This window comes from Rathayibacter sp. AC451, assembly GCF_979253095.1.
This window is the reverse complement of the sequence record NZ_CEEDBD010000001.1, coordinates 3,437,027-3,449,977: the sequence shown is the minus strand read 5'-3', so window position 1 is coordinate 3,449,977 and position 12,951 is coordinate 3,437,027. Positions and strand designations below refer to the sequence as shown.

Sequence of the window (12,951 nt, the reverse complement as noted above, 5' to 3'; positions counted from 1 at the left end):
CCGCCATGCACCTCCGCTCCCGCACGCTCCTGGGCGCTGCCGCACTCGCCGCTCTGACCGGCCTGACCGGCTGCACCCCCTCCGCCGATCCGGTGGCCGAGCCGACCGGCTCCGCCACGGGTGCGCCGGGATCGACCGCACCGGGATCGACCGCGACGCCCACCGCCGGCCCGACTGCATCTGCCACGCCGACCGCGATCCCGACGCCCACCGCTGCGGACGCCGCGAGCCTGCTGATCGGCCCCACCTCGTTCTCGCTGGTCGACGCCGACGGCACCGAGCTGGGCACGTGGGAGTACCGCGACGGCACGGGTGCGGTGGCCGCTCTCACCGAGGCCTTCGGCAGCGCCCCCGCGGAATCCGACGAGATCCCCTACGAGGGCTACCGCACCCGGAACTCGAGCTGGCCCGGCTTCGATTTCAAGGACACCGAGGTCTACGACGCCGGGGGTCCGGAGACGAAGTACCCCGAGCCGGACTTCCTCCTCGCCGCGAACGCCCCCGCGGTGGGCGACGTCGCGATCAGCACCCTCGCCGGAGTGGCGGTGGGCGACGCCGCCGAGGAGGTGCGCGCCGAGCACCCCGACAGCGTCCAGGAGGGCGCCCCCGGGCTGTTCGACTTCGACACCACACCGGTCGGCACGCTCGACGGCTTCGAGCTGACGCACACCGTGGGCGTGCTGGCGGAGGACGAGGTGACGGTGTCGGGCATCCGCGCGCCCTTCGTCAACTGGGGAGTCTGACCCGCGACGCCTCAGCCGGTGCCGGCGCCCGACCCGACGAGCGGATGCGTCGCCGCGACGACCACGATCACCGCGACCGCGGCGACGCAGATTCCCAGGCCCGCCCGCGAGAGCGGTCGCCGCGCGGCGAGCAGCGCGACGGCGAGGACGCCGAGCAGGGCCGACCACGCCAGCAGCGCCCAGCCGAGGATCCAGGACAGCGCGAACGCCTCGTCCGAGACGGCCTCGAGGGCATCGCCCAGACCGAACGCCAGTGCCGCGCCGGCCGCGAACACGAGCGCCGCGACGGGCAGAGCCACCACCTCGCCGCGCCGCGCCTGCTCCATGCCGCGACCGTAGCGCTGCGGAGGCCTCTCCCAGAAGGTCGGGGCGGTGACGAACGGGGGTGGCCTCGATGAACGCGGCCGGGTTTTACACATCCGAAACCCCTCAGAAACCCCCCAGCATCTGCGGGCGGTTGAGTAGGAGGCGACCCGGCCGCCCCGCCGACAGCACGGCGGGCCGCGCCATCCCCCACCTCGACGGAGCCCGCCCATGCGCCCGACCACCTCCCGCACCGCCGTCCGCGCCCTCGCGCTGGGCAGCGCCCTGGCCGCCACCCTCTCGCTCGTCGCCTGCTCCGGCGCGAGCGACGCCGGCACCGACTCGGGTGACGGAGGCGGCGAGAGCGTCACCGTGACGGTCGGCACCCTGCGCGGCCAGCCGCACTTCTACCAGCCCTTCCTCTACGAGCAGTTCGCCGAGGAGGGCGTCGAGTTCGAGGTGATCACCCTCGACACCACGCCCGCCCTCTCGGACGCCCTCGTCGCCGGGACCATCGACTTCGCGATCTCGGGTGTGACCCCGACCATCTCCTCCGTCGCCCAGGACCGCGACCTGACGATCGTCGCCTCCGCCGCCGACGGCGGGTCGGGCTTCCTCGGCGGCGAGGGCATCTCCTCCGTCGAGGACCTCGCGGGCAAGAAGGTCGGCTACATCCAGGGCAGCGCCCAGGAGGTCGCCCTGCGCTACTACCTCGAGGAGGCGGGCCTCACCGACTCCGACCTCGAGCTGACCACGATCCCCGTGCCCGAGATGGCGTCGGCCTACACGAGCGGCTCGATCGACGCCTTCTTCGGCGTCGAGATCGGCGTCTCGATCGCGGAGGCGGCCGGCGCGACCGAGATCGCCGACCCGTACGCGACTCCGATCGGCCGCGTCAACATCGGGCTCGTCACCACCGGCGCGATGATCGAGGAGCAGCCGGAGGTCGTGCAGAAGGTGGTCGACACGCACGCGGCGACCACCGAGTACATGAGCGAGAACGTCGACGAGTGGCTGCCCGACATGATCGCCGAGTTCGGCGGCGACCAGGACGTGCTCGAGTCGGCGCTCGAGAACTTCTGGCTCCGCTCCGATCTGACCGAGGAGTACCAGGGCCAGCTCGAGGCGCTCGCGGGCCAGATGCAGGAGCTCGGCTTCATCGACGAGGCGCCCGCGATCGAGGACGTCGTCGACACGACGTTCGCGCCGACGTCCTGATCGGCCGCGCGATGACCACGACCCTGGAGCCCTCGACCGCCACCGAGCGGCTTTCGACCACGAAGCGCCGGCGCCAGCCCGGGCGCGGCGGTCTGCGGACCTTCCTGCTCGGCCTGCCGGTGCCGATCCTGTTCGTCCTGCTCTGGCAGTTCGGGCGGGCCGGCGAGTGGGAGCTGCCGTTCGGCATCCGGATGGCGTTCCTGCCCTACCCGGGCGACGTCCTGGTCTCGCTGATCGACTACGCCTTCGGCGGGCTCCGGAACGACGCGTTCAGCGGGCTCCTGTGGACCGATCTGGGGGCGAGCGCCGGGCGCGTGTTCGGCGGCTTCGCGCTCGCGACGCTCCTCGCGATCCCGCTGGGCGTTCTGATGGGGCGCTACTACACGGTGAACTCGCTGTTCGATCCGTTCATCAACCTGTTCCGCCCGGTGCCCGCGACCGCGTGGGTGCCGCTCGTGGCGCTCCTGATCGGCTACGGCGACCAGGCGTCGATCTTCCTGATCACGCTGTCGGCGTTCTTCCCGATCGTGCTCGGCACCATCAGCGGCGCGCGCCAGGTGCCGCCCCGGCTGATCGAGGCGGCACGGATGCTGGGCACCGGGACCGCGGGCGTGCTCGCTCGGGTCGTGCTGCCGGCCTCCGCGGCCGCGATCGTCAACGGCATGCGCGTCGGGCTCGGGCTCGCGTGGGTGGTGCTCGTGCTGAGCGAGACCACGGGGGTGAGCACTGGGCTGGGCTCGACGATCTTCCTCGCCCGCGACGTGGTGCGCACCGATCTGATCGTGGTCGGGATGATCTGCATCGCGATCGCCGGATTCGCCTCGGACCGGCTGCTGCTGCTGGTGTTCCGCCTGCTGTTCGGCCGCCGGCCGCTGATCTCGTGAGGGGGCTGCCGACGGTGAGCGCGCTCCCGACGAGCCGTCCGACGGCCCGTCCGACGACCCGTTCGAAGAAGAGGAGTGCCCGATGACCGTCGCGACCCCCGCTGTCCGCACTGCGGACGTCCACGTGCTCGACCTCGTCAAGCGCTACGAGACGGCGAACGGCGGCGTGCTGGCTATGGCCGACGTGACGCTCGACATCCCCTCCGGCGAGTTCGTAGCCGTCGTCGGAGCGAGCGGCTGCGGCAAGTCCACGCTGCTGCGGATCCTCGCCGGGTTCGAGGAGGCGACCGAGGGCGTCGTCGAGGTCGGCGGCACCCCGGTCTCGGCGCCCGGACCCGATCGCGGCGTCGTGTTCCAGGACTACGGTCTCTTCCCCTGGCTGAGCGTGCGCGAGAACGTGGCGTACGGACCGCGGCGCAAGAAGCTGTCCAAGGCGGCCGTGCCGGAGGTGACCGACCGCTTCATCGAGGCGGTGGGGCTCACCCGCTTCGCCGACCGGTACCCGGGCGAGCTCTCCGGGGGCATGCAGCAGCGCGTCGCGATCGCCCGAGTCCTCGCCAACGAGCCCTCGGTGCTGCTGATGGACGAGCCGTTCGGCGCGTTGGACGCGCTCACCCGCTCCGACCTGCAGATCGAGCTCAAGCGCATCCACCGCGAGACGCGCACCACGGTCCTCTTCGTCACGCACTCGATCGAGGAGGCGGTCTACCTCGCCGACCGCGTCGTCGTGATGACGGGCGGCGCCTCGCACGGGGTCCCCGGGCACATCAGCGAGATCGTGCCCATCGACCTCACCGGCGAGCGCGACGTCACCGCACCGGAGTTCAACGAGTACAAGCGCCGGGTCTCGGAGCTGGTGCACGCGCCGGCGTGAGGCGCGAGCCGGAAACCGGCGGCAGACGGATCTCCACCCACGAGCACCCGCGGCCGGCTCGGCCCCGCGAGCAAGCAGGGGAGGACGCTTCCGCGCCTCGAGGCGCGTCAGAGAACCGGTGGGTCCTCACCGGCGAGCGACGGGCGCGACGCCGGCGGCGGAACGAGCGGCGCATCGCGGGCAGGGCGTAGCCCCGGCGGTCGGGTGACGACCCGCCGACCGGTCGGAGTGGTCCAGTCGGCGGTGCCGTCAGGATGCAGGACGTAGGTCCAGCGGTCGCCGTGACGGACGTGGTGGTGCGCGGTGCAGAGCGAGGCCAGGTTGTGCGGCCCGGTCTCACCCCCGTGGCGCCATTCGACGGTGTGGTCGGCCTCGGCCGATGAGGCGGGGCGAGTGCAGCCGGGGAACCGGCAGGTCTCGTCACGCAGCTGCACGAAGAGCCGCATGCGCTCGGGCGGGAGCCGATGGGTGCGCCCGACCGAGAGCACGGCGCCGGTGTCGGGCTCCGTCACCACCCGCGTGAGCGTCGAGACGAGCAGCGCACGAGCGGAGTCGGCGGGCACGGCCCCGTAGCCGTCCAGTTCGGCCGGCGCGTCGTCGAGGCCGAGGGCGGTGCTCGCCGCGACCGTGAGGCGCACCTGAGCACGGACCCCCGGCACGACGGCGCGCCGCCGGGTCTCGGGGTCGGGTGAGGGCGTGGTGTCGACGAGGTCTCCGTCGCAGACGAGGTCGGCGAGGGCATCGGCCCGCAGCTGCGCGAGGGTCCGCGGGTCGCCGGAGGCGCCGTCGGGATCGACGCCGTCGCGCAGGGTCCGGGCGATGCGGTCGAGTCTGCTGTGCATGCCCAGCGCGACCGTCGCGGGCAAGTGCGCGCACAGCATCGCCATGCCGTCGGTCTCCGGGGTGATCCACACGGCACGGTTCTCGCGCGCCCGAGCGTGACGCTCGGTGAGCGGCTCCGGGTGGAGCTCCTCGCGCAGACGGGCGAGCGCGCGTCGCAGCTGCGTCGGAGTGATTGCCACGGCCAGGTCGGCGGCGCTCTCGTCGAAGGTGGGCCGGGACTGCACGGGCAGCGTCGCCGCGATCGCGCAGATGATCTGCCCCGCCTCCCAGCGCATCCGGGCCGCCGCCAGTGCCGCCCGAGTGAGCGGGAGGTCCTCGATCAGAAGCGCCGCATGCTCGAGTTCCCGCGCGACCGCCCGCTCGGACACCCCGAGGGCGACAGCGAACTCGGCTCTGACCGATCGCTCGGCGAGATCGTCCGAGGCGGGATCGGCGAGCCCGCGGGCGAAGGACTCCGGCCGCGCCATCGCCGTCCGGTGCCCCGCGTACAGCTCCTCCGCGGAGGCGAGCAGGATCGGCGACGCCGCGCGCGCCAGTTCGGCCGCCCGATCCCCGCGCTCGCGCACCTCACCGAGCAGCGCCTCCGGCGCAGGGGTCTCTCCGTCCGATGTCATGCCCGCAGTGAAGCAGCGTCCGGCGATCCGGGCAGCCGGGTCCCCGAGATCAGTGGAGGCGGTCAGCGGCGAGCGGATGTGGAGGAGCAGCGCTCCTCCTCACGCGTACGCGCTCGCCGCCTCCTCCAGGCACTCCCGCACCACCCGCACCGCCGGTGTCGCCAGCCCCGCCTCGCGCTGCGCCGTGAAGATCGTGCGCCGGGGCGCTCCCGGCAGCTCGAGCAGGCGGCAGTCCGGCTCGCCGCCCGCCCACACCAGGTCCGGCATCAGCGCCACCGCGTTGCCCGAGGCGGCCAGGCGGATCTGCGCCTGCAGGTCGGCCGTCTCGAAGCGCACGTCGGGCTCGAAGCCGGCGACCCGGCAGAGCTGCTCGGCGAAGTGGCGGCTGGCGGTGCCGCGCGGCTCCATCACCCAGGCCTCGTCGCGAGCGTCGGCGAGGCTCCGCACGGCGGAGTCGCGGCTCACCGCGAGGCGGATCGCGTCGCTGGTCAGGTCGGCCCGCACCAGACCGGGCAGCCACGAGGTCGAGTGGCCGGGGTACTGCTCGGCGATCACGAGGTCGAACTCGCGCGCCCACGTCTCGTGCAGCGCCCCCTCCGGCTCGCGCTGCACCATCTCGACCCGCACCTCGGGGAACCGCTCGGCCGCGGAGCGCAGCGCCCGAGGCATCAGCGCCAGGGCGGCCGACTGGAAGACCGCGACCCGCACGCGTCCGGTGACCGACTCCCCCGACGCGGCGAGCGCCGCCTCCGCCCGCTCGAGCAGCGCCAGCACCTCCCCAGCCGCCTCGACGAGGATCTCGGCCTGCGGAGTGAGCTGCACCCGCCGCCCGACCTTGCGCAGGAGCTCCACTCCGGTCTCGCGCTCCAGCACGCTGAGCTGCTGCGAGACGGCGGACGGACTGTAGGCGAGGGCCTCGGCGGCGGCGGCGAGCGTGCCGCGGACGGCGACCTCGCGCAGCAGGACCAGGCGGCGGACGTCGAGCACGGCGACCCTCCAATTCATCAGCTCAGCTGACCGGTACCGGTCAGGAATGATCGCTTCTGCTCAACGGTACCCGGTCGAATACTGAGGGGAGACGCCGCCCACCCCTCGGCGCACGAGCCGAAGGGCACCACCGTGACCGACCTCGCCGCACGTCCCGCCGCGACCACCGCGCCGTCCGCCGACTCCGTGGATCCCCGGCTCGTCGACGCGAGCGTCGCGCTCGTGCGCCGGTGGCTCCGCGAGGCCGCCGGCATCCCCACCGACGCGTCCGGCGCGCAGCTCGCCGGCGTGCTGAAGGACCCCACCGGCCTCGACTTCACCGTCGGCTTCGTCGACGGGGTCGTCCGCCCCGAGGACACCCGGGTCGCCGCTGCGGCGCTGCGCTCGATCGCGGGCGGCGTGCCCCGGTTCCTGCCCGCCCCGATGCGCGGCGCGGTCGCCCTGGGCGGCGCGATGGCTCCGATCCTCCCCGACGTCGTCGTTCCGATCGCCCGCCGTGTGCTCCGGCAGATGGTCGGGCACCTCATCATCGACGCGACCGACGCGAAGCTCGGCCCCGCGATCGCGAAGATCCGCCGCGAGGGCGTCCGCCTCAACATGAACCTGCTCGGCGAGGCCGTGCTCGGCCGCAAGGAGGCGCAGCGCCGCCTCGAGGGCACGCACCGACTGCTCGCCCGCGACGACGTCGACTACGTCTCGATCAAGGTCTCCTCCACCGTCGCCCCGCACAACCCGTGGGCCTTCGACGCGGCGGTCGACGACATCGTCGACGAGCTGGCTCCGCTGTTCGCCCGCGCAGCAGCCGCGACTCCGGCGAAGTTCGTCAACCTCGACATGGAGGAGTACAAGGACCTCGACCTCACGATCGCGGTCTTCACCCGCCTGCTCGACCGCCCCGAGTTCCACGACCTCGAGGCCGGCATCGTGCTGCAGGCCTACCTGCCCGACGCGCTGTCGGCGATGATCCGGCTGCAGGAGTGGAGCGCCGGCCGTCGCGCCCGCGGCGGTGCGGGCATCAAGGTGCGCGTGGTCAAGGGCGCCAACCTGCCGATGGAGCAGGTCGAGGCCTCGGTGCACGGCTGGCCGCTCGCCACCTGGGGCACCAAGCAGGACTCGGACACGAACTACAAGCGCGTGCTCGACTACGCGCTGCACCCCGAGCGCATCCGCAATGTGCGGGTCGGCGTGGCCGGCCACAACCTCTTCGACGTCGCCTACTCGTGGCTGCTGGCGGGCGAGCGCGGGGTCCGCGACGGCGTCGAGTACGAGATGCTGCTCGGCATGGCGCAGGGCCAGGCCGAGGCGGTCCGCCGCACCGTGGGGTCGCTCCTGCTCTACACGCCGGTCGTCGCCCCGGCCGAGTTCGACGTCGCGATCGCGTACCTCATCCGCCGGCTGGAGGAGGGCGCGTCGAGCGAGAACTTCATGTCGGCGGTGTTCGAGCTCGAGGCGCAGCCCGAGCTGTTCGCCCGGGAGGAGGCGCGGTTCCGCGCCTCGGTCGCGGCGCTGGACGGAGCGGTCCCGCCGGCGCACCGCGTCCCCGACCGCTTCGCCGCGAGCGGCCGACCCGGCTTCGGCGACTTCCGCAGCACGCCCGACACCGACCCCTCCGTCGCCGCGAACCGCGACTGGGCCGACGCGATCCTCTCGCGCGTCCCCTCCTCCCGGCTCGGCATCGACAGCATCGAATCCGCCACGATCGGGGCCCTCCCCGAGCTGGAGTCGGCGCTCACCACGACGCGCGAGGCCGGGCTCGCCTGGGGTCGCGTCCCCGCCGACGAGCGCGCCCGGATCCTGCACCGCGCGGGCGACGAGCTCGAGGCGCGCCGGGCGGACCTGCTCGAGGTGATGGCGGCCGAGGCCGGCAAGACGCTCGACCAGGGCGACCCGGAGGTGTCGGAGGCGATCGACTTCGCGCACTACTACGCCGAGCGCGCCCGCGAGCTCGACGCTGTCGACGGCGCGGAGTTCCATCCGGCGCAGCTGACGCTCGTCGCGCCGCCCTGGAACTTCCCGGTCGCGATCCCGGCCGGCGGTGTGCTCGCCGCCCTGGCCGCGGGGTCGGCCGTGATGCTCAAGCCGGCCGGACCCACGGTGCGCTGCGGCGCGGTCGTCGCCGAGGCGCTCTGGGCCGCGGGGGTGCCGCGCGAGGCCCTGCTGCTGCTCCGGCTCCCGGAGGAGGAGCTCGGCGCGGATCTCGTCGCCTCGCCCGCCGTCGACCGCGTGATCCTCACCGGCGCGTACGAGACGGCGGAGCTGTTCCGCTCGTTCCGGCACGACCTCCCGCTGCTCGCCGAGACCAGCGGCAAGAACGCGATCATCGTCACTCCCTCGGCCGACCTCGACCTCGCGGTCAAGGACGTCGTCTCGAGCGCGTTCGGGCACGCCGGCCAGAAGTGCTCGGCCGCGTCGCTCGTCGTGCTGGTCGGCTCCGTGGCCCGCTCGAAGCGGTTCCGCGCGCAGCTGCTCGACGCCGTCGCCTCGCTGACCGTGGGCTACCCGACCGACCCGGCGACGCGGATGGGGCCGGTCATCGAGCCCGCCGCCGGAAAGCTGCTGCGCGGGCTGACCGAGCTGGGCGCCGGAGAGAGCTGGCTGCTCGAGCCGAGAAAGCTCGACGACTCCGGACGCCTGTGGAGCCCGGGGGTCCGCGACGGCGTGCGCCGCGGCTCCGAGTACCACCGCACCGAGTACTTCGGACCGGTGCTCGGCATCATGACCGCGCCGACGCTCGACGACGCGATCGCGCTCGTGAACGAGGTCGACTACGGACTGACCTCGGGCCTGCACGCGCTCGACCCCGCCGAGATCGGCACCTGGCTCGGCGGTATCCAGGCCGGCAACCTGTACGTGAACCGCGGCATCACCGGCGCGATCGTCGAGCGGCAGCCGTTCGGCGGCTGGAAGAAGTCGGCGGTCGGCCCCGGCACCAAGGCGGGCGGGCCGGACTACCTGCTCGGACTCGGCACGTGGACGCCCCGCGCGTCGAGGGCGACGGCGGAGGTGCCTGCTGCCGCGGCGAGACTCGTCGCGGCAGCCCGGGCGGAGCTGTCCGCGGCAGAGGCCGAGGCCGTCGAGCGGACGGCGCGCAGCGCGGCCGAGACGCTCGCGGAGCACGCGCCCCGCGACGTGACCGGGCTCGCGGCCGAGCGCAACGTGTTCCGGCGGCTCGCGTACGGCTCCCCCGTTCTGGTGCGCCTGGCCGAGGGCGAGCCGGTGGGCTCGCTCGTGCAGGTCGTCGCTGCGGCGGCGGGCGTCGGAGGAGCGGTGGTCGTGTCGAGCACGACGTCGCTGCCTCCGCAGGTCGCCGCCGCAACGGCTGCGGTCGCCGACGTGGTCGTGGAGGACGACGCCGCCTGGTCGCGGCGGGTCCGTGCGCACGGAGCGGGCCGGGTGCGCCTGCTCGGCGCGCCGGCCTCCACCGTGACCGCGGTCACCGGCGGCCGTCCGGACCTCGCCGTCTACGCGGGGGCGGTCACGGAGTCGGGACGCCTGGAGCTGCTGCCGTTCGTCCGCGAGCAGGCCGTCTCGATCACCGCCCACCGCTTCGGCACCCCGGACCACCTGACCGACGCCCTGCTCTGACGCGGCAGGTCTCGAGACGCCACTCCGCCGCTACTCGACCAGCGACTCTCCGCAGATTGAGTAGCCCTCGCAGGGGACCCTCCCTCTGCTGATCGAGTAGCCCTCGCAGAGGGCGTATCGAGATCCACCCTCCCGGTGACGGCGGGTCGCGATACGCCGCTCTGCGGCTACTCGACCAGCGACTCTCCGCAGATCGAGTAGCCCTCGCAGGGGACCCTCCCTCTGCTGATCGAGTAGCCCTCGCAGAGGGGCGTATCGAGATCCACCACAGCCGGACACGTCTCGGAACGCCGCTGCACGACCGGCTAGAACAGGCCGCGCGGCGACTCTACCGACGCGAGCACACCCGGCGCCGCCACCACCGTGAGCCGACCGACCTCCTCGGGCGTCAGCTCCGGCAGCCGCTGCGCGAGGTCGAGGAACCGCTCGATCTCGCGCTCCTCGAGCACGTCGGCCGCGAGCGTGCGGAACTTCGACACGTACTGCTCGCGCGAGAACGGGTGGGCGCCGAGCGGATGCGCATCCGCCACCGCGATCTCGTCGACGATCGTGGTGCCGTCGGTCAGCAGGATCTCGACGCGCGCTCCGAACGCCTTCTCGGCGGGGTCCTCGGAGTGGTAGCGGCGCGTCCACTCCGCGTCCTCCTCGGTCGTCGTGCGGTGCCAGAGCGCGATGGTGTCGGCCCGCGCCGCCCGCTCGGGGGCGTAGCTGCGAACGTGGTGCCAGGCGCCGTCCTGCAGGGCGACCGTGAAGATGTACGGCACGGAGTGGTCCAGCGTCTCGCGGGAGGCCGCCGGGTCGTACTTCTGCGGGTCGTTCGCACCCGAGCCGATGACGAAGTGGGTGTGGTGCGAGGTGTGGATCACGATGCGCTCGACGCGCTCGGGGTCGGCCGCCTCGGGGTGGGAGTGGTGCAGGCGGCGGGCGAGGTCGATCAGCGCCTGCGCCTGGTACTCGGCGGAGTGCTCCTTCGTGTAGGTGTCGAGGATCGCGCGCTTGGCCTCGCCGCGGTCGGGCAGCGGCACGTCGTACGACGCGTCGGCGCCGTCGAGCAGCCAGGCGATCACGCCGTCCTCGCCTTCGTAGATCGGCGACGGGCTGGTCTCGCCGCGCATCGCCCGGTCGACGGCCTCAATCGCCATCTTGCCCGCGAAGGCCGGCGCGTACGCCTTCCAGCTCGAGGATCTCGCCCTTGCGGGACTGCCGCGTGGCGGTGGTGGTGTGCAGCGCCTGCGCGATCGCCTGCTCCGTCGTCGCCACGTCGAGACCGAGCAGCGTGCCGAGCCCCGCGGCGGCCGACGGGCCGAGGTGCGCCACGTGGTCGATCTTGTGCCGGTGCAGGCTGATCGCCTTCACCAGGTCGACCTGCACCTCGTAGGCGGTCACGATGCCGCGCACGAGCTGCGCGCCGCCGATGCCGGCGTGCTGGGCGACCGCGACGAGCGGAGGGATGTTGTCGCCCGGATGCGAGTACTCGGCCGCGAGGAACGTGTCGTGGTAGTCGAGCTCGCGCACGGCGACGCCGTTGGCCCAGGCGGCCCACTCGGGCGAGACGCGGCGGGCGGGATCCACTCCGACGACGACCGCACCCTCTCCCCCGATGGAGGCGGGATGCGCGAGCGCCTGCGAGCGCGCGGCCACGACGGGGCGGCGCAGCAGGGAGGCGGTCGCGACGGCGGCGTTGTCGATGACCCGGTTGACGACCATCTCGGCCACCTCGTCGTCGACGGCGACGGGGTCGACCGCGAGGCCGGCGAGCGCGTGGGCCAGCTGACCCGTGCGTGCGAGGTTCTCCTCGCTGCGGTGGACGCGGACGTGGTGATCGTGCACGGGGGCTCCTTCGGCTCGTCCTCCCAGGCTAGCGGCGGTGCTCCCGGGTGCCCGAGCAGCGTCCGGGAGGATGGCGGCATGGCCTCCACGCGCGTCGCCGCCTTCGACTGCGGCACGAACTCCCTCCGCCTCCTGATCGCCGACGTCGAGGGCGGGCGCCTCGTCGACGTCCTCCGCCGCACCGAGCTCGTCCGCCTCGGGCACGGAGTCGACCGCACGGGCCGCTTCGACCCGGAGGCTCTCGAGCGCACCCTCGCCGTCACCCGCGACTACGCCGATCTCGTCCGCGACGCCGGAGCGACGCGGCTGCGCTTCGCTGCGACCTCCGCCACCCGCGACGCGGCCGACCGCGACGCCTTCCTCGACGCGGTCGAGCGGATCATCGGGGTGCGCCCCGAGACGATCACGGGCGAGGAGGAGGCCGCGCTCTCCTTCCGGGGCGCCACCGGCGCCGTCGACAGCGCGCGCCCGGTGCTCGTCGTCGACCTCGGCGGCGGATCGACGGAGCTGGTCCTGGGCGATGCGGCGCCCGAGCAGGCGCACTCGATGGACGTCGGCAGCGTCCGCCTCACCGAGCGCCACCGCCGGGCCGAGGCGCCGAGCGAGCAGGAGCGGGAGGCGATGCGGTCGGACGTCCGCACCGCGCTGGCCGCCTCGTCCGTCGACCTCTCGCAGGCTCGCAGCGTGGTCGGAGTCGCCGCCACGGTGCTGACCGTCACCGCGCACGCGCTCGGCCTCCGCGCGTACGACCGGGACGCGCTCGAGGCGACCCTGCCGCTCGAGGACGTGCTCGCCGCCTGCGACGGCCTCGCCCGGCTCTCCCCGGCCGAGGCCTCGGCGCTGCCCTACCTGCGCGCCGGCCGCGAGGACGTCATCGCCGCCGGCGCGCTGATCTGGGGCGAGGTCCTGCGCGCCGCGAGCAGCGCCTCGCCCGGTCTCGACTCCGTCACGTCGACCGCGCACGACCTCCTCGACGGCATGGCGCTCGGCCTCGGCGAGGGCACCGGTCCGGCGGAGTAGCCCGGCGGAGTAGCGTGGACGCTCCCGCCCCGCCCACCGTGAGGAACCCC

9 protein-coding genes and 1 pseudogene are annotated in these 12,951 nt (G+C 73.6%); 6 read left to right on the top strand and 4 right to left on the bottom strand.

Features of this window, described 5'->3' with window-relative positions:
- The first annotated feature begins 5 nt into the window (after nucleotides 1–5).
- Nucleotides 6–743, top strand: a complete 738-nt coding sequence (locus AC0CID_RS16445; RefSeq protein ID WP_465227669.1) for a hypothetical protein — start codon at nucleotides 6–8, stop codon at nucleotides 741–743.
- An 11-nt stretch (nucleotides 744–754) separates the two neighbouring features.
- Here the strand turns inward: AC0CID_RS16445 and AC0CID_RS16440 are convergent, their stop codons facing one another.
- Entirely contained in the window at nucleotides 755–1,069 is a 315-nt protein-coding gene (locus tag AC0CID_RS16440; RefSeq protein ID WP_465227668.1) for a hypothetical protein, read from the bottom strand.
- A 208-nt stretch (nucleotides 1,070–1,277) separates the two neighbouring features.
- On the opposite strand from AC0CID_RS16440, the gene AC0CID_RS16435 reads away from it, so the two are divergent.
- From AC0CID_RS16435 to AC0CID_RS16425, 3 genes are all read left to right on the top strand, one after another.
- Nucleotides 1,278–2,264: an ABC transporter substrate-binding protein gene (locus AC0CID_RS16435; RefSeq protein ID WP_207407421.1), complete on the top strand. Its 987-nt coding sequence runs from the start codon at nucleotides 1,278–1,280 to the stop codon at nucleotides 2,262–2,264.
- 11 nt (nucleotides 2,265–2,275) lie between these two features.
- Nucleotides 2,276–3,148 carry an ABC transporter permease gene (locus AC0CID_RS16430; protein WP_465227667.1) on the top strand — a complete coding sequence of 291 codons (873 nt, stop codon included), beginning with the start codon at nucleotides 2,276–2,278 and terminating at the stop codon, nucleotides 3,146–3,148.
- A gap of 82 nt (nucleotides 3,149–3,230) precedes the next feature.
- Nucleotides 3,231–4,022: an ABC transporter ATP-binding protein gene (locus AC0CID_RS16425; protein ID WP_465227666.1), complete on the top strand. Its 792-nt coding sequence runs from the start codon at nucleotides 3,231–3,233 to the stop codon at nucleotides 4,020–4,022.
- Between the two features lie 107 nt (nucleotides 4,023–4,129).
- Here the strand turns inward: AC0CID_RS16425 and AC0CID_RS16420 are convergent, their stop codons facing one another.
- On the bottom strand, nucleotides 4,130–5,479 hold the full coding sequence (locus AC0CID_RS16420; RefSeq protein WP_465227665.1) for an HNH endonuclease signature motif containing protein: 1,350 nt from the start codon (nucleotides 5,477–5,479) through the stop codon (nucleotides 4,130–4,132).
- A 99-nt stretch (nucleotides 5,480–5,578) separates the two neighbouring features.
- On the bottom strand, nucleotides 5,579–6,466 hold the full coding sequence (locus AC0CID_RS16415; protein WP_207407438.1) for a LysR family transcriptional regulator: 888 nt from the start codon (nucleotides 6,464–6,466) through the stop codon (nucleotides 5,579–5,581).
- Between the two features lie 132 nt (nucleotides 6,467–6,598).
- On the opposite strand from AC0CID_RS16415, the gene AC0CID_RS16410 reads away from it, so the two are divergent.
- A complete protein-coding gene (locus AC0CID_RS16410) occupies nucleotides 6,599–10,051 on the top strand; it encodes a bifunctional proline dehydrogenase/L-glutamate gamma-semialdehyde dehydrogenase (RefSeq protein ID WP_465227664.1) in 3,453 nt (1,150 codons plus the stop codon).
- A 305-nt stretch (nucleotides 10,052–10,356) separates the two neighbouring features.
- On the opposite strand, the pseudogene AC0CID_RS16405 reads toward AC0CID_RS16410, so the two are convergent.
- Nucleotides 10,357–11,881: pseudogene (locus AC0CID_RS16405) on the bottom strand (MmgE/PrpD family protein).
- 78 nt (nucleotides 11,882–11,959) lie between these two features.
- Between AC0CID_RS16405 and AC0CID_RS16400 the strand changes: the two are divergent.
- Entirely contained in the window at nucleotides 11,960–12,901 is a 942-nt protein-coding gene (locus AC0CID_RS16400; RefSeq protein ID WP_465227663.1) for a Ppx/GppA phosphatase family protein, read from the top strand.
- The last annotated feature ends 50 nt before the right edge of the window (nucleotides 12,902–12,951 follow it).